26 protein-coding genes are annotated in these 26729 nt (G+C 71.9%); 17 read left to right on the top strand and 9 right to left on the bottom strand.

All coding sequences use genetic code 11. From position 1 onward, the window contains the following. Nucleotides 1-7: 7 nt before the first annotated feature. Genes ACQPYX_RS10905 through ACQPYX_RS10895 form a run of 3 tightly spaced genes read right to left on the bottom strand, consistent with a single transcriptional unit; the run spans nucleotide 8 to nucleotide 3499 of the window. Complete coding sequence (locus tag ACQPYX_RS10905) at nucleotides 8-1315, bottom strand: TldD/PmbA family protein (protein ID WP_433802926.1); 1308 nt, start codon at nucleotides 1313-1315, stop codon at nucleotides 8-10. Beyond that, nucleotides 1312-2712 carry a TldD/PmbA family protein gene (locus ACQPYX_RS10900; protein ID WP_433802925.1) on the bottom strand — a complete coding sequence of 467 codons (1401 nt, stop codon included), beginning with the start codon at nucleotides 2710-2712 and terminating at the stop codon, nucleotides 1312-1314. Before ACQPYX_RS10900 ends, ACQPYX_RS10905 begins: the two co-directional genes overlap by 4 nt. A gap of 25 nt (nucleotides 2713-2737) precedes the next feature. Continuing rightward, nucleotides 2738-3499, bottom strand: a complete 762-nt coding sequence (locus ACQPYX_RS10895; protein ID WP_433802924.1) for a hypothetical protein — start codon at nucleotides 3497-3499, stop codon at nucleotides 2738-2740. Nucleotides 3500-3679: 180 nt separating this feature from the next. Between ACQPYX_RS10895 and ACQPYX_RS10890 the strand changes: the two genes are divergently transcribed. The 8 genes from ACQPYX_RS10890 to ACQPYX_RS10855 all read left to right on the top strand — a co-directional run bounded on the left by ACQPYX_RS10890 (nucleotide 3680) and on the right by ACQPYX_RS10855 (nucleotide 9614). Next, the gene (locus ACQPYX_RS10890; protein ID WP_433802923.1) at nucleotides 3680-4357 is read left to right on the top strand and encodes a Crp/Fnr family transcriptional regulator; all 678 of its coding nucleotides are present in this window, start codon (nucleotides 3680-3682) and stop codon (nucleotides 4355-4357) included. Nucleotides 4358-4364: 7 nt separating this feature from the next. Then, nucleotides 4365-6038, top strand: a complete 1674-nt coding sequence (locus tag ACQPYX_RS10885; RefSeq protein ID WP_433802922.1) for an MFS transporter — start codon at nucleotides 4365-4367, stop codon at nucleotides 6036-6038. 105 nt (nucleotides 6039-6143) lie between these two features. Next, complete coding sequence (locus ACQPYX_RS10880; protein ID WP_433802921.1) at nucleotides 6144-6584, top strand: hypothetical protein; 441 nt, start codon at nucleotides 6144-6146, stop codon at nucleotides 6582-6584. Nucleotides 6585-6616: 32 nt separating this feature from the next. Next, on the top strand, nucleotides 6617-6814 hold the full coding sequence (locus tag ACQPYX_RS10875; RefSeq protein WP_433802920.1) for a hypothetical protein: 198 nt from the start codon (nucleotides 6617-6619) through the stop codon (nucleotides 6812-6814). A gap of 98 nt (nucleotides 6815-6912) precedes the next feature. Continuing rightward, nucleotides 6913-7506 (top strand): GAF domain-containing protein, encoded by a 594-nt coding sequence (locus ACQPYX_RS10870; protein WP_433802919.1) that lies wholly within the window; start codon nucleotides 6913-6915, stop codon nucleotides 7504-7506. Between the two features lie 97 nt (nucleotides 7507-7603). Next, nucleotides 7604-8305 carry a S8 family serine peptidase gene (locus ACQPYX_RS10865; RefSeq protein ID WP_433802918.1) on the top strand — a complete coding sequence of 234 codons (702 nt, stop codon included), beginning with the start codon at nucleotides 7604-7606 and terminating at the stop codon, nucleotides 8303-8305. Beyond that, a complete protein-coding gene (locus ACQPYX_RS10860; protein WP_433802917.1) occupies nucleotides 8302-8922 on the top strand; it encodes a hypothetical protein in 621 nt (206 codons plus the stop codon). Before ACQPYX_RS10865 ends, ACQPYX_RS10860 begins: the two co-directional genes overlap by 4 nt. 422 nt (nucleotides 8923-9344) lie before the next feature. Then, a complete protein-coding gene (locus tag ACQPYX_RS10855; protein ID WP_433802916.1) occupies nucleotides 9345-9614 on the top strand; it encodes an acyl carrier protein in 270 nt (89 codons plus the stop codon). Here ACQPYX_RS10855 and ACQPYX_RS10850 read toward each other — a convergent pair. Genes ACQPYX_RS10850 through ACQPYX_RS10835 form a run of 4 tightly spaced genes read right to left on the bottom strand, consistent with a single transcriptional unit; the run spans nucleotide 9581 to nucleotide 14448 of the window. Next, entirely contained in the window at nucleotides 9581-10546 is a 966-nt protein-coding gene (locus ACQPYX_RS10850) for an N-acetyltransferase family protein (RefSeq protein WP_433802915.1), read from the bottom strand. The two genes, ACQPYX_RS10855 and ACQPYX_RS10850, sit on opposite strands and share 34 nt — an antisense overlap. After that, the gene (locus tag ACQPYX_RS10845) at nucleotides 10515-11192 is read right to left on the bottom strand and encodes a sugar transferase (protein ID WP_433802914.1); all 678 of its coding nucleotides are present in this window, start codon (nucleotides 11190-11192) and stop codon (nucleotides 10515-10517) included. Before ACQPYX_RS10845 ends, ACQPYX_RS10850 begins: the two co-directional genes overlap by 32 nt. Further along, entirely contained in the window at nucleotides 11189-12412 is a 1224-nt protein-coding gene (locus tag ACQPYX_RS10840) for a DegT/DnrJ/EryC1/StrS family aminotransferase (protein ID WP_433802913.1), read from the bottom strand. Before ACQPYX_RS10840 ends, ACQPYX_RS10845 begins: the two co-directional genes overlap by 4 nt. Continuing rightward, on the bottom strand, nucleotides 12409-14448 hold the full coding sequence (locus tag ACQPYX_RS10835; protein ID WP_433802912.1) for a polysaccharide biosynthesis protein: 2040 nt from the start codon (nucleotides 14446-14448) through the stop codon (nucleotides 12409-12411). Before ACQPYX_RS10835 ends, ACQPYX_RS10840 begins: the two co-directional genes overlap by 4 nt. 258 nt (nucleotides 14449-14706) lie before the next feature. Between ACQPYX_RS10835 and ACQPYX_RS10830 the strand changes: the two genes are divergently transcribed. Genes ACQPYX_RS10830 through ACQPYX_RS10790 form a run of 9 tightly spaced genes read left to right on the top strand, consistent with a single transcriptional unit; the run spans nucleotide 14707 to nucleotide 24655 of the window. After that, entirely contained in the window at nucleotides 14707-16542 is a 1836-nt protein-coding gene (locus ACQPYX_RS10830; RefSeq protein ID WP_433802911.1) for a polysaccharide biosynthesis tyrosine autokinase, read from the top strand. Beyond that, nucleotides 16539-17816 (top strand): lipopolysaccharide biosynthesis protein, encoded by a 1278-nt coding sequence (locus tag ACQPYX_RS10825; protein WP_433802910.1) that lies wholly within the window; start codon nucleotides 16539-16541, stop codon nucleotides 17814-17816. Before ACQPYX_RS10830 ends, ACQPYX_RS10825 begins: the two co-directional genes overlap by 4 nt. Continuing rightward, nucleotides 17813-18577, top strand: a complete 765-nt coding sequence (locus tag ACQPYX_RS10820) for a sugar phosphate nucleotidyltransferase (RefSeq protein WP_433802909.1) — start codon at nucleotides 17813-17815, stop codon at nucleotides 18575-18577. The genes ACQPYX_RS10825 and ACQPYX_RS10820 overlap by 4 nt, the downstream gene beginning before the upstream one ends. Before the next feature lie 14 nt (nucleotides 18578-18591). Next, nucleotides 18592-19560, top strand: coding sequence for an NAD-dependent epimerase/dehydratase family protein (locus ACQPYX_RS10815; protein WP_433802908.1), 969 nt, complete (start codon nucleotides 18592-18594; stop codon nucleotides 19558-19560). Next, nucleotides 19560-20657, top strand: a complete 1098-nt coding sequence (locus tag ACQPYX_RS10810; RefSeq protein WP_433802907.1) for a DegT/DnrJ/EryC1/StrS family aminotransferase — start codon at nucleotides 19560-19562, stop codon at nucleotides 20655-20657. Before ACQPYX_RS10815 ends, ACQPYX_RS10810 begins: the two co-directional genes overlap by 1 nt. After that, the gene (locus ACQPYX_RS10805) at nucleotides 20654-21343 is read left to right on the top strand and encodes a DegT/DnrJ/EryC1/StrS family aminotransferase (protein WP_433802906.1); all 690 of its coding nucleotides are present in this window, start codon (nucleotides 20654-20656) and stop codon (nucleotides 21341-21343) included. The genes ACQPYX_RS10810 and ACQPYX_RS10805 overlap by 4 nt, the downstream gene beginning before the upstream one ends. Before the next feature lie 24 nt (nucleotides 21344-21367). Further along, nucleotides 21368-22069 carry a hypothetical protein gene (locus ACQPYX_RS10800; RefSeq protein WP_433802905.1) on the top strand — a complete coding sequence of 234 codons (702 nt, stop codon included), beginning with the start codon at nucleotides 21368-21370 and terminating at the stop codon, nucleotides 22067-22069. After that, on the top strand, nucleotides 22038-23243 hold the full coding sequence (locus ACQPYX_RS10795) for a glycosyltransferase (protein ID WP_433802904.1): 1206 nt from the start codon (nucleotides 22038-22040) through the stop codon (nucleotides 23241-23243). Before ACQPYX_RS10800 ends, ACQPYX_RS10795 begins: the two co-directional genes overlap by 32 nt. Next, nucleotides 23240-24655: a hypothetical protein gene (locus ACQPYX_RS10790; RefSeq protein WP_433802903.1), complete on the top strand. Its 1416-nt coding sequence runs from the start codon at nucleotides 23240-23242 to the stop codon at nucleotides 24653-24655. The genes ACQPYX_RS10795 and ACQPYX_RS10790 overlap by 4 nt, the downstream gene beginning before the upstream one ends. On the opposite strand, the gene ACQPYX_RS10785 is transcribed toward ACQPYX_RS10790, so the two are convergent. Together ACQPYX_RS10785 and ACQPYX_RS10780 are read right to left on the bottom strand one after the other, a co-directional pair. Further along, a complete protein-coding gene (locus ACQPYX_RS10785) occupies nucleotides 24647-25540 on the bottom strand; it encodes a glycosyltransferase (RefSeq protein ID WP_433803708.1) in 894 nt (297 codons plus the stop codon). The genes ACQPYX_RS10790 and ACQPYX_RS10785 overlap by 9 nt on opposite strands. Next, on the bottom strand, nucleotides 25443-26615 hold the full coding sequence (locus ACQPYX_RS10780) for an O-antigen ligase family protein (RefSeq protein WP_433802902.1): 1173 nt from the start codon (nucleotides 26613-26615) through the stop codon (nucleotides 25443-25445). Before ACQPYX_RS10780 ends, ACQPYX_RS10785 begins: the two co-directional genes overlap by 98 nt. Nucleotides 26616-26729 lie beyond the last annotated feature (114 nt).

Genomic DNA, 26729 nt, shown 5'->3' with positions numbered 1-26729 from the left:
GGAGCTGTCAGAGCAGCCCGGGCCGGAGCAGCACCGTCGGTGCCAGTACCGGCGAGCCCATGACGGGGCGGTCATCGTCGCCGACGCCGACCACAGCCTCGAGGAGCGCCTCGAGAGTCGTCGAGAGCCCGAGCTGCGGGAGCGACCCGGCCGGCTCGCCCGCGGCGATCAACGTGGCCGAAACGCCCACGTCTACCTTGCCCGTCACCGGGCTGATGCCCGCCCCCTCACCGGAGAGCTGGTGCACGTGGACCGCGTCTGTGACCTCGACCAATCCCGCGGGGTCCAGCCGCAACGTCGTCGGGGCCACCCCGGGAAGGCTCTTGTGGCTCCCGCGCCGAGCGTTGCCGGTGGAGCGGCCGTCGGGAGCGGTCGCGGTGGTGTGCAGGGCGCCAACGGCCTTCCCACGGTCGATCAGCGTCGTACGACGACGCGGGACGCCCTCGTCGTCGAACGGCGCGGCGTGCGCGGAGCGAGGGCAGAGTCCGTCGTCGGTCAAGGTCACGACGGGGGCCGCCACGGTCTCGCCGTGGCGGCCGGCGAACGGGCTGCGGTGGTCCAGCGCCGGTCCGGTGAATGCACGGCCGACGGCGGTGATGACGGCGGCCGCCACCTCGGGACTCAGCAGCACCGGCAGCCCGGAGGGAAGGCGCCCCGCAGGCTCGAGAAGGGCCACGGCCTGGTCCACTGCCTCAGCGGCCACGGCGTCCGGATCCAGGTCGTCGGGTGACATCGCCCAGCCGTAGCCGAAGCCGGTGAGGACTCCGTGGTCGGGTCCATGGCCGGGAGCGACGACGTCGAGGAGCAGTTCGGTCGAGGCCCGGGTGTGCTCGGCCCGCACGCCCCGGGTCGAGGCGATCAGCAGGGTGGCGCGCTCCTCCCGGAAGGTGGCGGTGTCCACGACCGGCACCCGTGGGTCGAGTGTCGCGGCGCGGCGGGCGAGTTCGACGGCGCTCGCGATGGCCGCTTCCACAGGCACGGGGGCGAACGGAACTCCGGAGGCGGGGACGGTCGTAGGTTCCGGCAGGAGGTTGCCGTCGTCGGGCTCCGTGACCGTGGTGTGCTCGCGCGCGGCGTCCAGAGCCGCGGTGAGGCCCGAGGCGCTCAGGTCGTTGGTGGACGCGTAGCCGAGCCTGCGGCCGGTGATCACGCGGATGCCGACGCCGCAGACCTCCGAACGACCGACGTTGCGGAGTGTGCCGCCGTCGCCGACGTCGACCCGCGTGGTCAGCCGGTGCAGGCCGTAGACCTCGACGTCCTCGTCGGCGCCGCACCGGTCCAGCACGGTCCGCCCTGCCGCCGCCAGCCCCGTCATCGGGTGCCGGCGATCGTCAGGCCGTCGATGCGCATCGTCGGGCTGCCGTACGACACCGGCACCCACTGCCCGTCGTTCCCGCACATCGCCTGCGCGAACGACAGGTCGTCAGCGATCGGCCCAATGCCGGCCAGGGCGGCCGGACCCGATCCCAGGAGGGTCACGCCGCTCAGGGAGTCGGTCAGCTCGCCCCGCTCGATCAGCCGAGCCTCCGCAGCGGTGAAGGTGAAGTCACCGGTCGTGGTGTCGACCTCGCCGCCGGACAGCTGCGTGATGTACACGCCGCGGTCCACCGTCCCGAGGACGTCCGAGGTGGTGGCGGTCCCCGGAGCCAGGTAGGTGTTGCTCATCCGGCACAACGGCGGGTGCGCGGCTGACTCACGGCGCCCGTTGGCGGTGCCGGGTCGGCCGAGGAGGGCTGCGTGGTTCCGGTCGGTCAGCGCGGCCACCTGGACGCCCCGGTCGATCAGCACGCCAGGAGCCGCGGGTCGTCCCTCGTCATCGATCGCGTACGAGCCGAAGCCGCCCGCCCATGTCGGGTCGTCCACCAGGGTGACGTGTTGGCCCGCGACCCGGTGGCCCTGGCTGGCGGCGTAGACGGAGGTGCGGCGGACGACGCCGTCGGCCTCGAGACCGTGACCGCACGCCTCGTGCATGAGCATGCCTCCACCGCCCGCGCTCAGCACCACCGGGAGCGGTCCTCCGGGCGCGGCGCGCGAGGTCAGCTTGCGCACCGCCTGCGCGGCAGCCGCCGCACCTACCGACTCCGGCTCCCGGTCGTCGAAGAGCTCGAGTCCGCCACCGATGCCCGGTCCTTCGAAGCCGGTGGCGGTGCCGTCGGCGGAGCGTGCGACGACCCGGCACGTGACGCGGGTACGGACGCGGGTGTCGCGGCGGACATCGCCGTCCGTCGTCGCAACGAGGACGTGCTGGGTCACCTCGACGAGCGTCACGGAGACGGAGCGGATCTCCTTGCCGACGCGCGCCCCGTCCGCGACCCGCCGCACGAGGTCGGCCCGTTCCGCGGTGTCGCCGTCTCCATGGCCTCGCCGCGGGGAGTTGACCGGCGCCCCGGCGTGCTCCGTCAGCTCAGCAGGAGCACTGCCCGGCGGATGGCGCAGGACGCCGGCGGCGACCTGCGCTGCTCCGGTCAGGGCCTCACGGGTGAGCACCGTCGTCGACGCTCGCCCTTCGCGACCGGACCTGCCCACCCGGACCGCGGCGCCGAGGTCGCGATCGGTGCGTACCTCGACGACGCCACTGTCCAACCGCGTCGTGCGGCTGTCCCGGTGCTCAACGAAGACCTCGGTCCACGCGCCACCGCCCCGCTGTCCGGCTGCGAGCGCAGCAGCGATCACGTCGAGGTCGACGAGCCGGGGGTCAGAGGGCGCATCCATCGCGTCGGTGGCGAGTCGGGCCGGGTCAGGATCGTCCGCGAAGCGCGTGGCCCTCAGCGTCGTCGTCCTCGCTGCGCTGGGCGTCGGCACTCCGTCGGAAGGCGTGCCCCTGGGCATCGTCGTCCTCGTCGCGCTGAGCCTCCGCAAAGCGACGGAAGCCGTGGCCCTCGGTGTCGTCGTCCTCGTCGCGCTGACCATCCGCGGTCCGGCGGAAGGCGTGCCCCTGGGCGTCGTCGTTCTCGTCGCGCTGGGCATCGGCGGACCGCCGGAAGGCGTGATCCTCGGCGTCGTCGTCGCGCTGCTGATCCGCCATCCGCTTGAAGGGCATGTGCCCCTCGGTGTCGTCGTCCTCGTCGCGCTGCGTCTCGGCCGCCCTCTTGAAAGGCATGTGTCCCTGGACGTCTTCGCCCTCGTCCTGCTGGGTGTCGACGTACCGTCCGCGTACGGCGTGACCCTCGACGTCGTCGGTCTCTTCCCGCCGGGCGTCGACGTACCGCCCGCGCATGGCGTGGCCCACGAGATCGTCCGTCTCGTCACGCTCCGCATCAGCGCCGTTGAAGCGGGCGCCGTGCCCCTCGACGTCGTCGGTCTCGCTCCCCTCGCCGTCGGCTCCCCGACCACGAATCGCGTGTCCTTCGACGTCCTCGTCCTCGACGCGCTCCACGTCGGCCACCTTCCCGCGAATGGCGTGACCCTCTACGTCGTCGGTCTCGCTCCGCTCCACCTCAACCGCTCGACCGCGCATCGCGTGGCCCTCAACGTCGTCGGTCGGGTCCTGGCGGGTCATGGCGTACTCCTCACGTCAGCGGTGTGCACAGACTGCGCGATCACCCAGCTGCACGCTGTCGCCTTGACGACACGATCGGAGTCAGGTTCGCGACCGTTACTCACTCTTCGTGCTCGCACGAAGCCTTGTTGGCCCGCGATGACCCTGTCAGGATCAGCCGCTCACGAGCTGGGGGGCTGGGTGGACGAGCAACGGGGCGTGCAAGCGCTGGCAGTCTGTCCGCTGTTCGCCGACGTCAACGAGGCCGATCTGCGGCAGCTCGCATCGGCGGGCTCCATGCGGCGTTACCGGCGCGGCCAGCTGCTGTTCTCCGAGGGCGACCCCGGCGACTCGATGTTGGTCGTCGTGGACGGCAGCCTCAAGGCCGTCAGCGCATCTGCCCACGGAGAGGAACTCCTCCTCGCCGTGGTGGACCCGCCGGGCGTCGTCGGGGAACTGACCGTCGCGGACGGAGGCCGACGCTCGGCCACCGTGACCGCCCTGACGGACGCTTCGGTCCTGCGCCTGGAGCGCGACGTCGTGCTCGCGGTGGCGGCCGGCTCCCCCGCCCTCACCCACGCCCTGCTCGGTTCCCTGGCAGAGGTCGTGCGTCGACTCACCGGCGCCGCCGCAGACCTGGTCTTCCTCGACACGCCTCGGCGCGTGGCGAAGTTCCTGCTGTCCTTGGAGGCGAGCGAGAGCTCCACCCGCATCCGCAGCCGGCTCACCCAGACCGAGATGGCCCACCGCGTCGGCACCTCCCGCCAGAGCCTGAACGCTGCGCTCCAGGGATTCCGGCGGCGCGGATGGATCACGGTCGCCGGACAGGAGATCGAACTGCGCGACCCGGTCGCCCTCCGCCACTACGTCGAGAGTTGAGCCGGTCGTGACCGCACCCCCGGACACCGCCAGGTCCGCCACCCGCTCCGTGCTGAGCAGGCGGGACTTCCAGCTCCTGCTCGCGTCGTTCACCACGTCACGCGTCGGGGACTTCCTCTACGCGGTCGCGCTCATCGCCTACGTCTACGGCCAGACCCAGTCGGCCGCCTGGGTCTCGGCCGCCACGTTGGGCCGTTTCATCCCGGGCGTGGTGCTCTCACCGCTGGCCGGGGTGCTCGCCGACCGCTACGAGCGCAAGGCCGCGATGGCCCTCAGCGAACTCGCGCAGCTGGTCGCCATGACGGCACTGACCGTCGTGGCCGCCCTCTCGGGACCGGCCCTGGTCGTCGTCGTGCTGTCCACCCTCGGTGCGGCCGCGTCGACCATGAACCAGGCCGCCGCATCCGCGTTGGTGGCCGCCACCGTCCCCGAGGACGAGCTGACCGCCGCGAACTCGTTGATGAGCACAGTCAGCACCGTCGCTTTCACCGCCGGCCCGGCCATCGGTGGCCTGCTCCTGATCGTCAGCAGCGCCACGGTCGCATTCGGAATCAACGCCGCGACGTTCGCGGTGTCGGCCGCATTCCTGCTCGCGATGCGCAGCCGGTCACGACCGACCGCGGCGACCGAGCATCCGGGCCCCCTGCGCGAGCTCCGGGACGGCATCGGTGTCTTCCTCGGCAACCGCACCGTCGCCCTACTGGTCCTCTGCCTGACCGCGGGCACGGTGGTCTTCGGGGTCGAACTGGTCGCGCTCGTGCTGGTCAGCACCGACCTGTTGGGCACGGGCGAACAGGGCCTCGGTTGGCTGCTCGCCGCTTCCGGTGCGGGCGGTGTGGTCGGCGCCGCGCTGACCACCCGCCTGGGCGCGACGAATCGCCCGCGTCTGGTCATCGCGGTGCTCACGCTGCTCACCGGGCTACCGTTCGCCAGCCTGGCCTGGATCGAGCTCCCGGTCCTCGCCTACGTCGTCCTCCTCGTGGAGGGCGCGGCGATCGTGGCGCTCGAGGTACTGGTCGAGACCGCGATGCAACGAGGCATCTCCGCCGACGCACTCGGGCGGGTGTACGGCCTCGTGCTCTCCCTCACCGCGATCGGGACGGCACTCGGCACCGCCGCGGCCCCGCTGCTGATCGACGGGCTGGGTCTACAGCTCACCCTGGTCCTCGTCGGCGTCATTCCGGTCGCCCTGGCCGCTGCATCACTGGTGCTGTTGCGGCATTTCGACGCGGACATGACGAGCGCCGGTCGCGCGCTGGCACCCCGCGTCCGGGTCCTCGAGCAACTTCGGATGCTCGAGGGCGCCGACCTGCCCACCCTGGAACGGCTCGCCGACGCCGCGGTGGAGGAGACGGTGCCGGCCGGCAGCGTGGTGATCCGCCAGGGCGATGTGGGCGGTGACGTTTTCGTGCTCGTCGACGGCACTCTCCTGGTCGAGCACACGTCCGGCGGCGTGACCCGCCAGATCAACGAGATGGACGCACCCGACTACTTCGGCGAGATCGGCCTCGTCCAACGCACCGAGCGGACCGCCACGGTCACTGCGTCGTCAACCGTGACGCTCTGGCGGATCCCCGGCCCGCTGTTCCTCGAAGCAGCGACAGGGCAGAACACGATGTCCTCGGCCTTGTCCGGCGCGATCTCGACCCGCCTCGCGCGCACCCCGGGGGCACTCGCGTGACAGGTGTCGGAGACCGGACATCGCCGCTGTCGTGCATCCGACAGCTATCGATCGCACCTGAACCCAGACTTCCCGGACCGCAACCCGCACCAAGGAGCGCCTGAGATGCCCGAGAACCTCCCCATCGACGACACCGAAGGCCACGGCATCCGCGGCAAGTTCGTCGACTCCGAGCGCGACGAGACCGACGACACCGAAGGCCACATCATCAAGACCGGGCGAGCCGACGCCGAGCGCGACGAGACCGACGACGTCGAAGGCCACGCCATCCGCATGAAGTTCTCGGGCGCCGAACACGACGACGCTGACGACGTGCAGGGGCACGCCGCCCGAGCCCGCGTTGCCGACGCCGAGCGCGACGAGACCGACGACGTCGATGGTCACGGCTTTCGGCTCAAGGCTGATGGACAGCGCGACGAGACCGACGACGTCCAAGGCCACGTCGCCCGGGCCGGGCGCGCCGACAACGAGCGCGACGAGACCGACGACGTGTCCGGTCACCTCAGCGGTGCCCTCGGCGCGAAGAAGCAGGACGACGCGAACTGACGCGTCGACGAACGGACCGAGGAGATACAACGATGACCGAGAACCTCCCCGGCGATGACGTCGAGGGCTATGCCGCGAGGATCGGTCGCGCCGACACCGAGCGCGACGAGACCGAGGACGTCGAGGGCCACGCCTTCCGCAAGGCCGCCGACGCCGAGCGTGACGAGACCGACGACGACGTGCGCGGGCACGTGGGGCACCTCGGCGGTCCCTTTGACCCGAAGCGCTGAGTTCCAGAGCACGCCGCACGTCGGCTCCGACCGGTCGCCCGGCGCGGCGTGCGGCACAGTGCTCGACATCGGCTGATCGCTCCGCAACGCTCCCGTACATGCCGGTCGAGGCCCCCGACGAGATCCTGAGTTCGATCGTCGCCCTCGGTCGGGCCGTCTTCGGTGCCGCGGCCTGCTCCCTCGCCCTCTTGGAACCTGACGAGGAGCACCTGGTCTTCCACGCAGCGGCCGGCGCCGGCGCGCACGAGGTGCGCGGGTTGCGGCTCCCGGTCGATCGGGGCATCGCGGGCTGGGTGGTGTCGTCGGGACAACCCATCGTTGTCCACGAGGTCCGCGCCGATCCCCGCTTCGCCCGTGATGTCGCCGAGTCGACCGGCTACGTCCCGACCTCGATCATGGCGATGCCGCTCGAGACCTCACGCGACCTTCTCGGGGTCATCGAGGTGCTGGATCGGGCTCCGGTGGAGGGCCGTGACGACCTCGGACTGCTGGCCCTCTTGGCCACCCAGGCGGCTCGGGCGGTGGAACTGCTCCGCGGCGCCGATCAGGCGAGCGCCCGGTCGCCTGAGCTACCCGAGGTGCTCGCGGTCCTGCACCGTCTGGGCGCCGAGGAGCAGCAGGCTGCGGCCACGCTGCTCGCAGGATTCGTGACCTACCTGGAGCGGCGTGGTGGACCGTCCGGCCTGGTCTGAGCACTTCGAAGCCGACCGGCTCGCCGACGTCCGCCCCCTCGACACCCGGATCGACCGGGAGTGGGCCTGGGGCGGGGCCACCGGCCGAGGTGTCAGGGTGGCGATCGTGGACAGCGGCGTCGACGGTGATCATCCGCAGGTCGGTGGCGTGCAGGGCGGCGTGGTGCTGGAGTACGACCGGGACGCGGCCGACGGCGTCCGCGCCACCGCGGGTCTGCACGACGACCTCTTCGGCCACGGCACCGCCTGCGCTGGAGTCATCCGCGGGATCGCCCCGGAGTGCGAGATCCACAGTGTCCGGGTGCTGGGGTCGGGGCTCACCGGCAAGGGACTGGTCTTCGCCGCCGGCCTGCGCTGGGCGATCGAGCACGGCATGGACGTGGTCAACCTGAGTCTCAGCACGTCGCGGTCCCAGTACTTCGCGCTGTTCCACGAGCTGGCCGATCAGGCCTACTTCGCCAGGACGGTGCTGGTGGCGGCGATGAACAACGTCGTCGCGGAGACGTACCCGTCGCAGTACTCCTCCGTCTGCTCGGTCGCCGCACGGCCGGCCGGCGCCGGGCCGGGCTTCTCCTACAACCCCGCCCCGCCGGCCGAGTTCGGAGCGGCCGGCATCGACGTCGACGTCGCCTGGCTCGACGGCGGCACCCTCAACGCCACCGGCAACAGCTTCGCCGCTCCCGTGATCGCGGGACACGCGGCCCTGATCCTGAGCAAGCACCCCGGCCTGACGCCCTTCCAGGTGAAGACGGTGCTGCAGGCCACCGCCGACAACGCCGTCGCCAGGGAGCAGGGATGACTCGGACCGATCGGATGGCCTCCGGGACCATCGGCAGGGCGTCGCAGGTCCTCGTGACGGTGCTGGTCCTCCTGGTCGTCGCTGGTGGCTGCGGTGCGGACGACGAGGCAGCCGGTCCGCTGCTGCTCGCAGGGCCGACGACGGACATCGTCGTCGCCATCCCCACCGGCTGGCACCAGGTGATCAACAGCGCGAACCCGATCCTCCCGCAGATGGTCGCGCCCACGAACTGCCTGGGGAGGAACGAGGTCGCCTGCGCCACCGGACTCGCGAGAATCGCCACCACGACCGCACCGACCGCCGAGGTCGCAGCCGAGGGCGTGCGGAACGCGGTCAGCACCGCACCCGGCGTGACCCCCGGTTCCAGCCTCTCGCGAGGTCCCGCACGACTCGCTCAGCGCGACGGATACCGACACCGCTTCACCTTCAGCAACCAGGGCGGACCGCTGACAGCCGAGGTCGCCGCCTTGCCCACCGGTGCCGCGGCGCCCGATCCGCAGGGCAACCGCTCGTTCTCCGTGGTGCTCGTCTGGCTCACCACCAAGCCAGGAGCACCCGCGGTCGAGGTCATCGACGAGGTCGTCGACTCGGTCAACGTCCTCGAGGCCGGTCGGTAGCAGGACCGGCTGCCTGCAGGCGCGCCGATCACCTCGCTGCGCGGCACCGTCTCGCTCCACTACTCGACGGTGCCGGCCGAATCTGAAGGAAATCGGCACGGCGAGAAGGGCAACCACCTCCATTTCCGCCACGAGACAATCGCTCTGCGTGAGCCGTCGTCATGCAATTGTGAGCTGCAGGGCCAGGACCTTCTCCTACAATATGCGGGACGGAGGGGCCGGGGGGCAGGGGTGAAATTCGTTGTCGGAGCGGCGGCGCTCGCAGGGCTCGCGTGGGTGGCGGCACCGTGGGTGGCGATGGCGTGTCGGGGGACGTGCGACCAGCGAACGCTCGAGGAGATGCGCGAGCCGGTGATCCCGGCCCCGCGAACGGCTCACCACGACCGAAGCACCAGGTCAACGCGTAGGGAAAGGTCCACGACGTGAACGCAGGGGACGCGGACGAGACGGTCAGACGCGTGCACGAGGTAATCGAGCGGGAGGTCCACGTCGACGTCGGGACGCCCGACACCGACCTCGTGGAGGAGGGCCTGCTCGATTCTCTCGCACTCGTGTCGCTGATCGTGGCGCTGGAGGCCGAGTTCGGCGTCATCGTCGACCTCGACGAATTCGACCCGGACGATTTCCGGACGGTGTCGGCCATGGCGGCCTACGTCCGTCAGCAGAATTCGCCTTCCAATCTGGTGACGTAGGCGTCGGTGCCGGCGAGGGCCCTCGTCAGACGTGGGTCCCGGCTGTGGGCGAGGGCCCACGGTCCGAGCGACACGGTCGCGCCCAGACCCTCGAGGCTGCTCATGAAGTCCGGCTGCAGGCGCCCGACGGTCGTCGGGCTCCCGCCGACGTCGGCGAGGTCGCCGAGGAGGTGGGCCAGGACCGGACCGGCGGCTCCGGTCGCCGCTCGAAGGGCGAGCACGCCGTTGTAGCCGGCGGGATTCGCGTAGGCCACGAACCAGCCTCGCACCCTCTCCCTGCGATCGAGAACGACCCGGCGGAGCAGGTCGCCCCGGTAACGGGCCGACTCCAGGAACCCCATCAGCCACGACATGGAGTGCTCGTCGTACGTCGGTTGCCAGGCATGACCGGCCGCCGACTCCCGGACCCGGGCCAGCATCTCGTCGTCGTCCGCCGGCCGGGTCGACCACCCGGCGGACGGCTCGACGGTGGGCGCCACGACGGTCCACGACACGCTCGGCGTCGGCAAGACGACGGTGCCCGGCGTCCCCTCCCAGACGCGACGGGACAGCGCGTTCGAGTTCTCCACCGTCGAGACGTCCTGAGGCCCGCGCACGAACCGCATGTGCAGCGCGGCAGCCGCCATCCCGGCCCGCGTGTCGTCCTGATCGACCATGAAACGCACGGAGGAGGCCACGCGCACCGGTCGTCCCTCGAACACCGCGGGCCGCGGCACCACGGCGACGAAGCCGAGCACGTCCCCGTCGCTCTCGAAGACCAGCGAGGGCAGCTCGTCGTCGAACCACGGGTGCGTGAACAAGGTCTTGCCGTAGAAGGTCTCGAGGTACGCCGCGAACTCGGGCGACGGCGCCCGACCGTGCAGCATGCTGCGTCGGTGCAGGGCGAGGACCTGCGCGGCGTCAGCCGGCTCGTAGGGTCGGATCGATCCCATCGCGGCCGTCCTCTCGCGTCATCGAGTCGTCCAGCGGATGCCTCGGCCCCGGGAAGTCCGGGTTCACGCCACCGGCGCCAACGACACCCGTCGGCCGGAGGACACGACCCACCGTCTGCACCAGGATGCGCAGGTCGAGCGCCGCCGAGCGGTGTTCGATGTACCAGAGGTCGAGTTCGATGCGCTCCGGCCAGCTCAGCGCGTTCCGACCGTTCACCTGCGCCCAGCCGGTGATGCCCGGGAGCACGGCGAGTCGTCCACGCTCGTGCGTCGAGTACCGGGCGACCTGCTCGGGCAACGTCGGTCGCGGTCCGATGAACGTCATCTCCCCCACGAGGATGTTCCACAGCTGCGGGATCTCGTCGAGGCTCGACCACCGCAGGAACCGACCCAGACGCGACTGACGGTCGGCGTCCGGCTCGTCGGGGTGGCGCAGCGGACGCATCGTCCGGAACTTGACGATGTCGAACTCCCGCCCGCCCAGGCCCGAGCGCCGTTGCCGGAACAGCACCGGTCGGCCGGAGCTCAGGAGGACCAGGACCGCGACGACGAGGCAGATCGGTGCGGCCACGAGCGCGAGGACGAGCACGACGACGACGTCGACCGCACGCCGCGGCCACGGCACCCGGAACCGGGGGGTCGTCATACGGATGCCACCTCGAGGATCTTGCGTACGGCCTCGACGAGGTCCTCGACGTCGTCGTCTGCCAGGGTCGGATGGACGGGGAGGACGAAGGAGGTCCTTCCGAGCTCGGCACCGACCGGGGTCGGCCTGCGCGGCTGCCACGCCCGCGGGAAGGCCCGTTCGCGGTGGATCTCGGTGCACCCGCCGAAGGCGCACGGCAGTCCCTCCGCCAGCACGGACGCCACGATCCGGTCCCGCTCCCACCCCGGGCGCAGGAGTTCCGGACGCACGTGGACCCAGAAGCGGTACCAGGAGTGCTCGACCTGCGGCGGCGGGGTCGGGAGGCGGAGGGCCGGGATGTCGTCCAGCCCCGCGATGAGCGTCGAGGCATTCCGTCGTCGCCGGGCCACCCAGTCGTCGACCTTCGTCAGCTGGCGGCGGCCGACCGCCGCCTGGACCTCGGTCAGGCGGGCGTTCGTGCCGAAGCTGTCGTGAAGCCAGCGGAAGCCCGGCCGCGGGTCCGGCTCGGTGACCGACACCCAGTTCTTGCCGTGGTCCTTGCCCTCCCAGCACGCCCGCCGGACGTCGGGATCGTCGGTCGTGATCGCACCGCCCTCGCCCGCGGTCGTCATGATCTTGTCCTGGCAGAACGACCAGGCCGCGGCATCCCCGAGCCCACCGACGGGCCGCCCGTCAATCCGGGCTCCGTGCGCCTGGGCGCAGTCCTCGAGGATGCGCAGTCCGTGCCGGTCGGCCACGGCGCGGATCGAGGCAACGTCCACGGGCCAGCCGGCCATGTGGACGACGATCACGGCGGTGGTCCGCTTCGTGACGGCCTCGAGCACCAGCTCGGCGGTCAGGCACTGCGAGAGCGGCTCCACGTCCACCACCACCGGCACCGCACCGACGGCGACGACCGCGCTCGCCGTGGCGATGAACGTCGCCGTGGGAACGATCACCTCGTCGCCGGGGCGGACGCCGAGGGCGCGGAGCGCCAGTTCGAGCGCCACGGTCCCGTTGCTGACGGCCACGGCGTGCTTCACCCCGACCCAGCGGGCGAACTCCGCCTCGAAGGTTCGGCCCTGGTCCCCGGTCCAGTAGCTCACGCGTCCGGACGCCAGGACCTCCGCGGTCGCCGCGAGGTCGTCCGGACCGAACGCGGGCCACGAGGGCACGGGAGTCCGACGGACCGGGACGCCCCCGGCCGCCGCGAGCTGCCGGTGCAACGTCGGCCCCGTCATGGCTTCGCCATGATCGACCGCGGGGCCACGTGCACCGGCGCGAACAGGGCGGGGGCGCCGACGCGCGCACTCGGCACGGTCGGCTCGGACACCTCGTCCTCGCCGGCCGCACCGTCGCCGACGCACAGTCCGGCGAGAGCCGTGGCCGCTCCCTGGTGCGCCCCGGCGAGCGCAGCCACCTCGGCGGCGAGCGCGGGCACCGGGACGGCGGTGATCGAGGGATGGCAGCGCTCGCGGCGATCCTCCCCCTCTCCCCCGCCGAAGAGATCCTCGTAGAGCTTCTCGCCCTTGCGCAGGCCGGTGTAGACGACCGGCACATCCGTGCCGACCGTCGCCATCAACCGCCGGGCGAGCTCCACGATGCGCACCTGCTGACCCATGTCGAGGACGTGCACCTGGCCCGGCCGGCCGAGCGCACCGGCCTGGAGCACCAGCTGCACGGCCTCCTGGACGGTCATGAAGTAGCGCCTGACCTCCGGGTGCGTGACCGTGACCGGCGCGCCGGCGGCGAGCTGCTCGACGAACGTGGTCACCACCGAACCCCGGCTGCCCAGGACGTTGCCGAAGCGCACCGACAGGTAGGGCAACCCGCTCTCGGCGGCCGTCGAGGCGACGAGTCGCTCCCCGATCCGCTTCGACTGCCCGAGCACGCTCGTCGGGTCCGCGGCCTTGTCCGTGGAGATGTTGACGAACCGCTGCACGCCGCTCGCGACCGAGGTCCGGAGCACGTTGACCGTGCCGAGGACATTGCTCTTCCACGCCTCGTCGGGATACTGCTCCAGCATCGGCAGATGCTTGAGCGCTGCCGCGTGGAAAACGATCTCCGGGCGACGTGCGGCGAACAGCCGATCGATCGTCGCGGCGTCCCGGATGTCGGCGAGAATGACGTCCGGCGAGTCGAGCAGTGCCCGCCCGTAGATGGACAGTTGCAGGGCGTGGAGGGCCGACTCGTCCCGGTCGAGCATGAGGAGCTCGGCCGGATCGAATCGCGCGATCTGCCGACACAGCTCCGATCCGATCGACCCCCCGGCACCGGTGACGAGAACTCTGCGTCCGGTCAGGTACGGCGACACCACCGACACGTCGGTCTCCACGGGCCGCCTGCCCAGGAGCTCATTGATGTCGATCTCACGGAGATCCGCGATTCCGATCACCGGTTTCAGACGCTCACCGAGAGGCGAGAGGACCTTGACCTGGATACCGACCTCGGCCGCGACCCTCCGCACCCGCCGAATCAATTCGACATCAGGATTCCTGATGGCGATGACGAGCAGCTCCGCTCCGGTGCGGCGTGCGACCTCGGCGACGTCGAACCCCGATCCGAGAACGGGGACACCGCACACGCGCTGTCGGCGGAGGGCGGGGTCGTCATCGAGGAGGGCCGTCGCCCGCAGGCCCCCCTCGGTGTCCCCCATCATCGACCGCACGAGCTGGGCTCCGGTGTGACCGGCCCCGTAGACGAGGACCCGCAAGGCCGAGTCCGGGTCGGGGCGGGACCCGGCGTCGCGGCGCGCGCGGACGGCCAGACGCAGCCCACCTGCGAGAACGAGGGTCGCGACCGCCGCCATCGCCGGGACCGATCGCGGGACGACCGGGACTCCGGACACCACCACCACCGCGCTCACGAGGGCACCCGTCGAGAGCACGACCCCGCCGAGCAGCACGGCTTCCTGTGCCGACCCGAGCGGGTGTCGGCGGAGATAGAGGTACGACGCCGAACCGAGGAGGTACTGCACCCCGCCGGCGAACAGGGCGACGACGAGGGCCCCGAGCACGGCACCGGCGGCCGGGCGCCAGTCGTAGCGTGCCGCGAGTGACAACTGCATGCCGACGAGCCAGGCGAGAAGATCGCAGCCGGGCCAGACGAGCCGACCATGAATGCGGCCGACAACCGCCATGTTGCCCCCCGGAACGTGGACGTGAGATCGAACTACCGCGTCCCTGATTCGGGCGCGGACCCCCGTTTTTCGTGCGTCCCCCGACGGCGCGACCGAAGTTCTACTCTCACTCGATCGTGTCGTCCACCTTTCGGGCATTCAACTCCGCGCAGTGACGGCACGACTGCGGTCCGAGGCCGTTCAGCAGAAAATCTTGATCCGGACGGTTCCGGAGATCCTCGGGATCGGCCGAAGCATTGACACGGAGCGTCATGGTCGACTTGCATGGTCGGCGTCATCGCAGACGCCTCGGAACAGATCTTCTCCGCGTGGGGACGGAGAAGATCGAGAAGCTCCCGACGGTTCTTTCCGTCGGCCTCCGGACGAATGGCGAAGGGCGATCACCGAGGGGGAACCGTGTCGTTGAAGGACATTGCACTCGCCGCGCGTCGCCGGTGGGTCGCAGTGCTCGTCCTGGCCCTGGTCGGGATGATCGTGGGATTCGCCGTCGGCATGTCGTCCCCACCGCAGTACTCGGCACGGACGTACGTCTACGTCTCCGGGCAGTCCACCGACGAGGGGTCGGCCTACGAGGGCTCCCTGCTCGCCGAGCAGAAGGCCCGGGCGTACTCGGAGATCGTCTCCTCGGGCTCGTTCCCGACCCGGGTGGCGGCCGCCGTCGGTGGCGACCCCGGGCAGATCGCCTCCCAGGTGTCGGTGTCGACGCAGTCGGACTCCTCGCTGATCGAGGTGGTCGCCACCGATCCGGCACCCGAGCGTGCGGCCTCGCTCGCCGACGCGAGCGCGGCCGCCGTCGTCGACCTCGTCGGAGCCCTCGAACGCCCGTCCCCGGAGCGACCGGGCACCGTCACCGCCACGCTCGTCGAGCCGGCGATCGTCCCTCTCGCGCCGTCCAGCACGGACCCGCAGACCTACGTCGTCCTCGGGCTCGTCCTCGGGCTGGTCGTCGGGCTCGGGGCGGCTGTCCTGTGGTCGGCCCTGGACACCACCGTGCGCGACTCGTCCGGGCTCGCCGCCTTGACCGACGGGCCGGTCCTCGGGGTCGTGCCACGCGACCCGCGTGGCGGCAACCTCGTCGGGGACGCCGACCGCCTGTCAGCCGTCGCCGAGGCCTTCCGCCAGGTCCGGACGAGCCTCGGATTCGTCGCCATCACCCGCAAGCTCCACACCGTCATGGTGACGAGCGCCGTCCAGGGCGAGGGCAAGTCGACCACCGCCGTGGACCTGGCGCTGGTCCTCGCGCAGCAGGGCAAGCGGGTCCTCGCCGTCGACGCCGACCTCCGCCGGCCCCACCTCGCCGAGCTGTTCGGGCTCCCCGGCGAGGTCGGCCTGACCAACGTGCTGCTCGGCCAGCTCCCGCTCGAGGACGCCGTGCAGCCCGGGGCCGACGGTCAGGTGTCGGTGCTCGGCCGCGGCCCCGAACCGCCGAACCCCGCCGATCTGCTCACCTCGCCGGCCTTCGGCGGATTCCTGCAGAGCCTGGCGGGACGCTACGACGTCGTCGTCCTCGACACCCCGCCCCTGCTCCCGGTCGCCGACGCCGCGATCATGGCCCAGCGCTGCGACGGCGTCGTCCTGGTGGTGCGAGCCCAGAAGACGTCGGGGCGGCTGGTCACCGAGGCCGTCCAGCGTCTCCGCGATGCCTCGGCGGTCTGCGTGGGCAGCGTGCTGACGATGGTGCGGACCGACACCGAGAAGTACCGGTACTACAAGCCGGCCGCTAACGGGGCCGACGCCGCACCCACCTCGTCTGCCTCCCCGCCCTCGTCCGCTCGCTCACGCGATATCGACGACGACACTCCGACCGTGCAGGGCGCGCTGCGGTTCCCGGCCGAGGTCGCGGAGCCGGCAGTGACGACCTCCGAGCTGTTCGTCGAGCGCTACCGCCCGCGTCCGCGGCCGATGCCGGACCCTCGACCCGCGCCCGCCCTGGAGGCGACGGCGACGGAAGCCGCCGACGGGCCGGGCGACGAACGCGCGGAACCCGACGACGTGGTGGACGCCGAGCCGCAGACCCCGGAACCGTCGGAAGCCACGGAGGAGTCCCCGCTCCCGAATCCCACGAGTCCTGCGGGTAGCCGCGATTGCGGGACGGAGGTGGCGGAGACCCCCGAGGTCACCGGGACCGTCGCGACCACCGAGGCCTCCCAGGACGTCGAGGGGTCCGAGATCTCCGAAGCCCCCAAGGACTCCGGGTCGCGCTCGACCGTGCCGGCACGGGCCTCGTCGTGATCGCGACGTCTCCCGACACCGATTCCCCGTCGGAGGACCGGGCGGCCACCCCCGGCAGCCGCGCTCTGCTCACCTCCGGCCTGGCCGCGAACGGCACCGCCCTGGGGCTCTCCGCGCTCGTCGTCGCGCTGACCGCGCTGGTGCTCGGGGCGGAGGGCCGGGGCCAGATCGCCGTCGCCACCGTCATCGCGTCCTACACCGTGGTGGCCGTCGGGCTCAGCCTGGAGTCCGGCATCCTCCACTTCGGCCGCGCCGCCGACGTCGGGTCCGCACGCCGCTTCCGTCGACGGGTCACCCTGCTCGTGCTGGCGACCTTCGCCGTGGCCGTCGTCGTGCTCGCCGTGGCCGCCTTCGTCGCCGTCCGCCCGACGTTGCCGCTACCGGTAATCGCCGTGTTCGCCGTCGGCTACGCGGCACCGATCGTGGTGGTGCCCGCCACCGCCCTCGACCGCCTCGACGGCCGCCACCACGCCGCGACCTGGCGGCCGGTGTGGGTCCTGGTCGCGCAACAGGTCGGTGGCGGCGTGGGCCTGCTCGTGGCCGCCGACGTCACCGCCTTCCTGCTCGGAGGTGGCCTGGCCGGGCTCGGGGCGACGGCCCTCACCCTCTACCTCCACCGCCGCGGGAGCACGCTGCGGCACGCCGCCGAGGACGTCGCCCTGCCCGGCCACCGGGACCTGCTCGCCTACTCCGTGGCGGGTCACGGCGGCGTCGTCCTGCACCTGTTCGCGCTGCGGGCTCCCCTGATCGTGCTGTCGGCGGTCGTCGGGGCGAGCGCGGCCGGCCAGTTCTCCATCGCCACCTCGTTGGCCGAGATCTCGCTGATCGTGAGCCAGAGCCAGCTGGGGCGGGTGCTCGCGGCTGCGACGACGGACCCGGCGAGCTTCGCCGTACTGCGCCGGGAACTCGTGCTCGGCGCCGTGCTCTGCACCCTGCTCGGGTGCGGCCTCGCGGTCGTGGCCTCCGTCGCGCCGCGTCTCCTCGGCCCCGAGTTCGCCGGCGTGTTCTGGCCGACCCTGGTCCTGCTGCCCGGGATGGTGGCGCTCGGGGCGTGGCGCCTCGCCACCAACGACCTCGCCGCCCGGGGCCACCCGGGGGCGCGGACGACGTCCGCGGCCGCCGGTGCCGTCGTCGTCGCCGTCGGTCTCGCGGTGCTCGTCCCGTCCTTCGGCCTCCTCGGGGCCGCCACCGCCGCGAGCGTCGGCTTCGCCGTCATGGCACTCACGCTCCGGCTCCTCCCGCTCCGTCCCCGCCCCACCGAGGAGTTCGCGTGACCCCGCCTCCCTCACTCCCCTGCCCGGCGCGCGTCGTGGTCCTCGCCGGCGGCCGTGGCACCAGGCTGCGGCCCTACACCGCGGTCCTGCCCAAGCCGCTGATGCCGGTGGGCGACCGCCCCATCCTCGACATCATCCTGCGCCAGCTCCACCGCCACGGGTTCCGCGACGTCACGATCGCGACGGGGCACCTCGCCCAGCTGGTGGAGACGTTCTTCGGGAACGGCTCCGAGGTCGGGCTGCACCTCGACTACCACCGGGAGACCGAACCCCTCGGCACCGTCGGTGCCCTGGCGACCGTGCCCGGCCTCGGGTCGGGGCCCTTCCTCGTGATGAACGGCGACGTGCTCACCGACCTCGACTACGCCGAGCTGCTCACCGAGCACGTCCGCTCCGGAGCGGCCGCGACGATCGCGGTCGCCCGCCGCACCGTGCAGATCTCGCTCGGCGTCATGCACTTCGACGACCACGCCGACGACTCCCGGGTCACCGACTACGTGGAGAAGCCGACGCTCGAGTACGAGGCCTCGATGGGCGTCTACTGCTTCTCCCCGCAGGTCCTCGAGTACCTCTCGCCCGGGGCCTACCTCGATTTCCCGGACCTCGTCCTGCGGCTGGTCAAGAGCGGGGAGACGGTCCGGGCCTGGCGCCCCGACGCCTACTGGCTCGACATCGGCCGCCACGACGACTACGAGCAGGCGCATGCCGAGTTCGAGCAGATGCGGTCCCGGCTGCTGCCCGACGACCTGGTCGTCTCGTGATGACGGAGGACCGTATGACGACGCTCGTGACCGGCGGTGCCGGCTACATCGGCATCCCCCTGTCCGAGGAGCTGCTCGACTCCGGCCGCACGGTGCGGGTCCTGGACAGCCTGGTGCACGGACAGGAGGACCTCGTCGCGGACCTGTCGGCCCGTGGTGCGGAGGTGCTGGTCGGCGACGTGCGCGACCCCGCCGCCCGCGCGGCGGCGCTGTCCGGCGTCGACGAGGTCGTGCACCTGGCCGCGATCGTGGGCGACCCGGCCTGCGCGGCCGATCCGGACGGATCCCGCGAGATCAACGTCGAGGCGACGCTCGCCCTGGTGCACGATGCTCAGGCGGCCGGGGTCGGCCGACTCGTGTTCGCGTCGACGTGCTCGAACTACGGCCGCATGGCCGACCCCAGCGTGCCCATCACCGAGGAGGGCGAACTCGCTCCCGTGTCGCGGTACGCGGAGCAGAAGGTCGCCGTCGAGGAGCACCTGCTGCACTCCGACCTCGGCTCCCTGGGCGCCACGTGCGTCCGCTTCGCGACCGTCTACGGCGTCGCGCCCCGCATGCGTTTCGACCTCACGGTCAACGAGTTCACCCGGGACCTGTGGGCCGGCCGCAGGCTGGATGTCTTCGGTGAGCAGTTCTGGCGGCCCTACGTCCACGTCCGCGACGCCGCGCGGGGGGTGCGTCTCGTCCTCGACCGGTCGTCGAGGGAGGTCGCGGGGCAGGTGTTCAACGTCGGCCACTCCGACGAGAACTACCGGAAGCTGGACATCGTCGAGGCCATCCGCAAGACGGTCACCGACGGCGAGGTCGCCTACGTCGAGCGGACCGAGGACCCCCGCGACTACAAGGTGTCGTTCGAACGCATCCACCGCGAACTCGGCTACGTGCCGGTCATGACCGTCCCGGACGGCGTCACCGAACTCGTGGCCGCACTCGACGACGGCCGGTTCCCCGACCCGTGGGCCCGCCGCTACCGCAACACCTGATGACCACCACCGAACTCGCGGTCCCGCTGTTCGACCTGCGACTCACCGACGCCGATCTCGACGCCGTCGCGCGCGCGCTCCGTGCCGGCGAACTCGGGTCGGGTCCGCTGGTGGAGACCTTCGAGGAACGCTTCGCCTCGCACCTCGGCGCGCGGCATGCCGTGGCGGTGTCGTCGTGTACGGCGGCCCTGCACCTCGCCCACCTCACTGCCGGAGTCGGCCCCGGCGACGAGGTGATCGTCCCGTCGATCACGTTCGCGGCGACGGCGAACGCCGCCCTGTACTGCGGCGCGACCCCGGTGTTCGCGGACATCGTCGGACCGGCCGACCCGCAGATCGACCCGGACCAGGTCGAACGGCTCGTCGGCCCGCGGACCCGTGCGGTCTGCGCGGTGCACTTCGCGGGCTACCCGGCGGCGGTGGACCGGCTGCGCTCGGTGTGCGATCGCCGCGGCATCGCCCTGATCGAGGACACCGCCCACGCCCCCCTCGCGGATCTGGAAGGGCAAGCCCTGGGCACCTTCGGGCTCGCCGGCGCCTTCTCGTTCTTCTCCAACAAGGTCCTCTCCTGCGGTGAGGGCGGGCTGCTCTGCACCGACGACGACGAGGTCGCACGGCGAGCCCGCACGTTGCGGGCGGCACCCGGCGACGGCGGGACCTTCGACTACGGGTTCGACGGACCCCGCGCCGCCCTCCTCGCCTCGCGCCTTGACGGGCTGGCGGCCGACGTCGCGGCCCGCCGGGCGCTGGTCCACCGCTACCGGGCGGCGCTCGCGCGGATCGACGGGGTGTCCGTCCCCTTCCGCGACGCCGACGTGGACCACAGCAGCTGCTACGTCATGCCCGTCCTCGTGGACGACCCGGCGCGGCGCGGGCCCCTGCGCCGGGCCCTGCGCGACCGGCACGGCATCCAGACCTCGCTCCTCTATCCCTCGATCCACGAGTTCACCGCCTTCCGCGCACGTTACGGCGAGCAGCACCTCCCCCGCTCCCGCGACTGGTCCGACCGCGAGGTGACCCTGCCCCTCTACCCGCACCTCACCGAGGAGCAGCAGGACCGGGTCGTCGAGGCCGTGACCGAGGAGCTGGACGCATGATCCCCACCGACGATGAGATCGCGGCCGTCGTCGAGTGCTTCCGGGGCGGCTGGCTGACCCAGGGCCCCCGTGTGCGGGAGCTCGAGACGGTCCTCGGTGACCTGTTCGGCTGCCATGTCCGCGCCGTCGGGACTCCGACCGCCGCCCTGCAGCTGGCCCTGCGCGTGCTCGACGTCGGGTCCGGGGACGACGTGCTGGTGTCTCCCGCCGTCGCGACGAGCGCGCGGGTGATCGTGGCGTCCTCCGGCGCCACACCTGTCGTCGGGACCCTCGAGGGGATCTCCTCGCGGACGGCCGCCGTGGTGGTGGACCGTCACCGCGGGAGCGATCTCGTGGAGCTGCGACGGGCGTGCGACGCGCACGGGGTGCGGATCATCGAGGAGGTCACCGGTCTGCTGGACGGCCGACCGGCCGAGGTCGGCGGGGACCTCGCCTACCTGTCGCTCGCGGCGCCGCTCGGCGTCGGCTCCGGCGGGGCGGTCCTGACCGCGTCCGAGGCTCTCGCCGACCGTGTCGCCTCCCTGCGCTCCCACGCCATGACGTCGGGAACCTGGGAACGCCACCACGGGCGCGAGGAGACCTACGACGTCGTCGACCTCGGCTACAACCACCGGTTCGACGAGCCCCGCGCCGTGCTGGCGCTGCGCCGCATGGCCGTACTCGGCGCGAGGGTGCAGACACGATGAGGGCCAGGGAGAACGATCGGGACCGTGCACCGCGACGTCGTCACCCGCGCTCGCCCGTCGCGGCGGCTGCTCTCCCGGCGGGGCCGCGTGGTGGCGCTGGCGCTGATCCTCGTGACGGTCGTCGTCGGAGGGGCACTGGCCCTGCGCTACGAGGGAACGTCCTCCCCGGGCCGGATCGACCAGGAGATCACGACGGCGCTGGAGGGCTGGCCGGCCTGGTTCCGGGGCATGGTCGATCTCGGCGACCCGGGCCCGCTCCTCGCCCTGATCCTGGTGGTCGCCGTGGGCGCCGTACTCGCCCGCCGGGGTGTCCTGTTCGCCCTCGTCGCCCCCGTGGTGGCCGTTCTGATCAGTCACGGCATCGCCAAACCGCTGGTCGGCCGGACGATCGGCGAGGGCCTGGCCTACCCGAGCACGCACATGACGGGGGTCGGGGCCGTGCTGACGGTGATCATGGTCCTGATCGCCGCGCAACGCAGCTGGCCCCGCGCCGTGCGTCTGGCGGTCCTGCCGGTGCTGCTCGCGATCGCGCTGGTCTACGCCGGGACGCTGTCGGCCCTGGCCTTCCACTACCCGACGGACACGATCGGCGGGCTCTGCCTGGCCGTCGCCGTGGTGCTGGCGTGCGCCTTCGCCAGCGACGCCGTCGCGGGCAGGTTTACGCGCGTGTCGACGGAGCTCGAGGGGGAACCGCATGATCAGGAGCCGGGACGCGCGGGCAGGTGACCTCGTCGTCTACGCGGTCTCCGTCGCCGCGACGGCGACCAGTCTGCTGCGCGGTCAGCTCGGAGCGATGGTCGCGCGCGGGCACCGCGTGGCGGTGGTCTGCTCGCCCGGCGGCGGGATGGAGGAGTTCGCCCGTGCCGAGGGGGTGGAGTTCCACCCGCTCCCGATGACCCGCGGCCTGCTCGGGCCGGGGGACCTCGTGTCGTTCCTGCGGGCGGTCCGCCTGCTGCGCCGCCTGCGACCCGCCGTCGTGAACGCCGCGACGCCGAAGGCCGCCTTCGTGATCGGCCTGGCCGCCGCGGTCGCCCGGGTACCGGTCCGCGTCTACTCCCTGTGGGGTCTCCGCCTCGAGGGCGAGCGGCCGGGCGGCTGGCGTCACCGGCTGCTCTTCGTCGCGGAGTGGGTCACGAGCCGCGCGGCCACGGTCGTGCTGTGCGCAGGCCCGGAGCTGCGGGACAAGGCCGTCGCGCTCGGGGTCCACGCCGGCCGGCGGTGTGTGGTGCTCGGCGAGGGTTCCACCAACGGCGTCGATCTCGACTACTTCGCGGCGCCCGGGGCGATCGCCCGCGCCGACCTGCGCCGGGCCCAGGACCTCGATCCCGACACGGTCGTCTTCGGCTTCATCGGACGATCGACCGCCGACAAGGGCGTCGGGGCCCTCGTCGAGGCGTTCCGCGGGATGAGCAGCCGCACGCCCCGCCTGCTCGCCCTGATCGGGCCCGCCGACGACACCGACCCGCTCCCTGCGGCGACGACCGTGGCGATCGAGCTCGACCCGAGCATCCGGCACGTCGGCTACGTCCCGGACCTGCGGACCTGGTTGCACGCCTTCGACGTACTGGTCCTGCCGACCCGGCGCGAAGGCCTCCCCAACGTGCTGCTCGAGGCCGGGGCCGCCGGGCTGCCTGCCGTCACGACCACCGCGACCGGGTGCCGGGACGCCGTGGAGGAGGGCCGGACCGCTCTGGTCGTGCCGATCGACGACCCGGTCGCGCTCGGCCGGGCGCTGGACCGGCTCGCCGACGACGCCGCACTCCGGGCCGCGATGGGGGCCGCCGCGCGCGACCACGTCACCCGCCGGTTCGACGAGAAGGCGGTGTGGGCCGCCGTCGCGGACTTCTACGACCACGAACTCGCACGCACCGACCTGCGGCGTCGGGAGACCGCGGCATGATGCGACGGCGCGTCTTCCTGACGACCGCGCTCGCCTCCGCCGGCCTGGCCGCCTGTTCCGCCGGCCTGCCGCCCTCGACCGTGCGCCTGCCCGAGCCGCCCGAGCCGACCGCCGTCCCGAACGCCCTCGATCTCGCCGACTTCGGCGCCGTGGGCGACGGCGAGACCGACGACTCCGCCGCGCTGCAGGAGGCCGTCGACGCAGCCGCCGGACGACGGGCCGTGGGCCTCGACGACCGGCGCTACCTGGTGGGCGACGTCCGCCTCCGCTCCCGGACGCGCATCGTCGGTCCCGGGACGTTGGTCTTCCGGCCGGGCGCGCGGCACACGCTGACCGTGAACCCGGGCACCGGGGGCACCGCCGATCCCGCCGACAACGTCCGGGACATCACGATCGACGGCGTCGACTTCGTGGGGACCTCCCGCGACGGGTTCTCCGAGTTCGAGTACCAGATCTGGCTCTCGGCGGTTTCTGATGTGACGATCCGGGCCTGCCGCTTCGAGGCGTTCCAGGGCGACGCGATCATGATCGGCTCGGGGGAGGACGCCGGGGTCGAGCGGCACAACCGGCGCGTCAAGGTGCTCGACTGCCGGTTCGACGGTGTGAACAAGCAGAACCGCAACGCGATCAGCGTGATCGACGTCGACGGGCTCCAGGTCACCCGATGCGGCTTCACCCGATGCTCCCGTCCCGACATGCCCGGGGCGATCGACGTCGAGCCCAACCCGGCTGACCGGACGGCCGTCCTGAAGGACCTCGCCTTCACCGACAACCTGTTCGCCGACATCGGAGGCAACGTGGCCGTCGTCGGCCTATCGATCACCCCGCCCGTCCTCGACCGACCGTTGTCAGGACTGGTGATCCGCGGCAACACCTTCGACGGCTACCCCCGGTCGGCGGTGCGATTGGCGTGGGAGCGGCGCGAAGGGACCAGAGACGACGTCTCGGTCGGCGCCGTCGTCGAGGGCAATGTCGCGTACGGACGCGCCGCTCAGTACTTCGGCGAGTTGCGCGGACTGCGAGGAGTGATCCTCTGCGCCAACCGCGTCGAGAACGTCCGCGGCGCCGGGGTGCTGGTCGGTTACTTCGGTGGACGATGTGTCGACGTCAGCGTCGACGACAACGACTGGACGGATGTGGCCCCGAGGTCGAGCTCGGTCGTGACCGCTGTGTCGTGTGACCGGTTGACGGTGTCGGACAACCGGCTCCGTGGAGGGACCGCGCCCGCGTTGGTCGGCTTCTTCCCTCGCGGGACGACCTCGCAGGTCGCCGTGACCAGGAACCCCCTGCCTGCCGGGGTCGCCGTCGGCATCCTCGACGACGGGCACGTGACCACGCCGCAGCAGAACCGTGCGTCGGACAACGGGGCGGGTACGATCGAGGAGTCCCTCTTCGTGTCGGAGTCAGGCTGACCGTTCCTGTTCACCGTCGCCGGCCGTCGGCGCGGGGGCGAGCGGGCGGCACGCGCAACGCCACCAGACCATGGCGGCCCGCATGTTCCCCGAGCACAGCTCGCGCAGCGCACGCGCGGTCAGACCGAGCACCTGGATGGCAGTGAGCAGACCGGTCGGGAGACCTCTCGAGCGCCACGCGATCCGCTCGCTGGCCATGGCCCAACTCAGGATCGTCAGATCGAGACCGGCTCGCGAGCTGCCTGTCTCGTGAAAGACCCGGGCCTCGTTCGCCACGACGAGATCGACACCGGCCGACCGAGTGCGGAGGCTGAGGTCAGCATCCTCCTGATAGAGGAAGAAGCGCTCGTCGAACCCACCCACCCGCTCCCAGGTCGCGCGGCTCGCCATCAAGGACGCGCCGCTCAGCGTCATGTCCAGCGGCACCGTCAGCATGGTGTCGGGACGACGGAGCACCGCCGTCCTCCGCCGGTCGAACCGACGGCGCCCGACGTTCAGCCATCGGATCGTCGAGGCGCTCGGCGAAATCCCGAGCTGGAGGCACTCGAACGCGTCAGTCGCACTCCGGGAGTCGCGGCGCGACGTCTGTCGCGGCGCGACGAGAGCCTCGCGGGCGGCGACGTCGACCATCGCATCGACCGAGTCGGCCTCGTACACGACATCGGGGTTGGAGATGAGGACGAAGTCTCCGCGAGCTGCGGCGATCCCCAGGTTGCACGCCCATCCATAGCCACGGTTCGCGGAGCCGTCGATGACCACGACGCCCGGGGGCGACCACCGGGAGACCTCACCCGTCGGTCCGACATCCACTACCGTCAGCTCGTCCACCTGGGGCCGGAGTGAGTCCAAGGTCGTGCGCAAGCGCTCGGCCCCGGAATAGAACACCACGACGGCCGAGATCACGAACGGGCCCCTCCTGGTCGTGCTGTTGCGCATGAGCGGCACACACGCCGATGACCGCAGCGAACACGAGACCCATCTTCATCGTCTCGATCACGGGCTCGGTGGACGAGAGCAGCAGGCCCGTTACTGCGAGTGTACGACCGTAGGAGCCGACCGGCCCGGTCAGGATCCACGCGGTGCCGATCACGAGGAACACCAGCCCGACCAGGCCGAACTGGGCCACGAGGCTCAACCAGACGTCGTGGACGTAGGTGGCCTGGCCGAACCCGGAAGCTGCGAGCGAGTCGCTGAGCCGACCGGCCCCACTACCGAGGACCGGACGGTCGCGAATCGCGTCGACCGCCACACCCCACAGTTCGGTCCGGCCGTTGAGCTCTCCGCCCGCTGCGTTGCCGGAGCGGAGACGGCCGATGACGCCGGCCGTCGGCGCCACCACGACCAGGACCGCCGTGGCGGCCGCCACCGCGAGGAACCACAGGTGCTGCCGGTGCCGCACCAGGACCACGAGAACGACGACGGCGAAGACGACGGTGCTCGTCCGCGAGGCCTGTGGCGCCGCCATCGCGATGAACACGATGGCACCGGCGATGTTCAGGATCGGCCGTCCCCGGCCCGTGCAGGCACGGTGCACACACGCGACGGTCGCCAGGGCCAGCAGCGCTGCGATGTAGTTGCTCGCCCCGAAGATGCCCGCAGCCTGCCGGGCCGCCAGGCTCTCGGCATCGGCTGTGCTCAGCGCGCGGAGACCGTCCGCTCCCGCGACGAGGGACACCCACACCAACGCCACATGGAGCGCGGCATCGGCGTCGTCGGGCCGGTCGAGACCGCGGCGGCGGCCTCCGATCAGCATCGCGATGAGGCAGGTCAGGAGAACGATCTGTTCCAGTACCGCGTACTTCCCGGGCGACGTCACCGCCGGCCGCAGGAATTGGTCGATGAGCACGAGGCCGAGCAGGAACGCGGCGGGCACCGCACGGTGCACCCAGGCCTCGAGCCTCCCGTTGGTGAGCCGCACACAGGTTCCGAGCGCGATCGCGACGGCCACGATCAGCGCCACGGGCAGGCCGTCGATCCGGTGCCCGACGTACAGGGCCGAGGTGACGAGGCCGACGATCGTGACCGCCCGGCGTCCCCGGGCCTCCCCGACGAGCACGAGCAGCGGTGGGACCAC

Source organism: Actinomycetospora sp. CA-084318 (genome assembly GCF_050955885.1).
GTDB lineage: Bacteria > Actinomycetota > Actinomycetes > Mycobacteriales > Pseudonocardiaceae > Actinomycetospora.
Note: the sequence above shows the minus strand (reverse complement) of the source record. Positions and strands in the feature narration are given on the sequence as shown.

What these genes read in the sequence shown, in the direction of transcription:
- ACQPYX_RS10805 (WP_433802906.1), top strand. Translation starts at nt 20,654, where the DNA reads ATGATCCCCACCGACGATGAGATCGCGGCCGTCGTCGAGTGCTTCCGG.
- ACQPYX_RS10840 (WP_433802913.1), bottom strand. Translation starts at nt 12,412, where the DNA reads ATGACGGGGCCGACGTTGCACCGGCAGCTCGCGGCGGCCGGGGGCGTC.
- ACQPYX_RS10790 (WP_433802903.1), top strand. Translation starts at nt 23,240, where the DNA reads ATGATGCGACGGCGCGTCTTCCTGACGACCGCGCTCGCCTCCGCCGGC.
- ACQPYX_RS10850 (WP_433802915.1), bottom strand. Translation starts at nt 10,546, where the DNA reads ATGGGATCGATCCGACCCTACGAGCCGGCTGACGCCGCGCAGGTCCTC.
- ACQPYX_RS10875 (WP_433802920.1), top strand. Translation starts at nt 6,617, where the DNA reads ATGACCGAGAACCTCCCCGGCGATGACGTCGAGGGCTATGCCGCGAGG.
- ACQPYX_RS10870 (WP_433802919.1), top strand. Translation starts at nt 6,913, where the DNA reads ATGCCGGTCGAGGCCCCCGACGAGATCCTGAGTTCGATCGTCGCCCTC.
- ACQPYX_RS10845 (WP_433802914.1), bottom strand. Translation starts at nt 11,192, where the DNA reads ATGACGACCCCCCGGTTCCGGGTGCCGTGGCCGCGGCGTGCGGTCGAC.
- ACQPYX_RS10795 (WP_433802904.1), top strand. Translation starts at nt 22,038, where the DNA reads ATGATCAGGAGCCGGGACGCGCGGGCAGGTGACCTCGTCGTCTACGCG.
- ACQPYX_RS10860 (WP_433802917.1), top strand. Translation starts at nt 8,302, where the DNA reads ATGACTCGGACCGATCGGATGGCCTCCGGGACCATCGGCAGGGCGTCG.
- ACQPYX_RS10905 (WP_433802926.1), bottom strand. Translation starts at nt 1,315, where the DNA reads ATGACGGGGCTGGCGGCGGCAGGGCGGACCGTGCTGGACCGGTGCGGC.
- ACQPYX_RS10810 (WP_433802907.1), top strand. Translation starts at nt 19,560, where the DNA reads ATGACCACCACCGAACTCGCGGTCCCGCTGTTCGACCTGCGACTCACC.
- ACQPYX_RS10835 (WP_433802912.1), bottom strand. Translation starts at nt 14,448, where the DNA reads ATGCCCGAAAGGTGGACGACACGATCGAGTGAGAGTAGAACTTCGGTC.
- ACQPYX_RS10815 (WP_433802908.1), top strand. Translation starts at nt 18,592, where the DNA reads ATGACGACGCTCGTGACCGGCGGTGCCGGCTACATCGGCATCCCCCTG.
- ACQPYX_RS10880 (WP_433802921.1), top strand. Translation starts at nt 6,144, where the DNA reads ATGCCCGAGAACCTCCCCATCGACGACACCGAAGGCCACGGCATCCGC.
- ACQPYX_RS10900 (WP_433802925.1), bottom strand. Translation starts at nt 2,712, where the DNA reads ATGGATGCGCCCTCTGACCCCCGGCTCGTCGACCTCGACGTGATCGCT.
- ACQPYX_RS10895 (WP_433802924.1), bottom strand. Translation starts at nt 3,499, where the DNA reads ATGACCCGCCAGGACCCGACCGACGACGTTGAGGGCCACGCGATGCGC.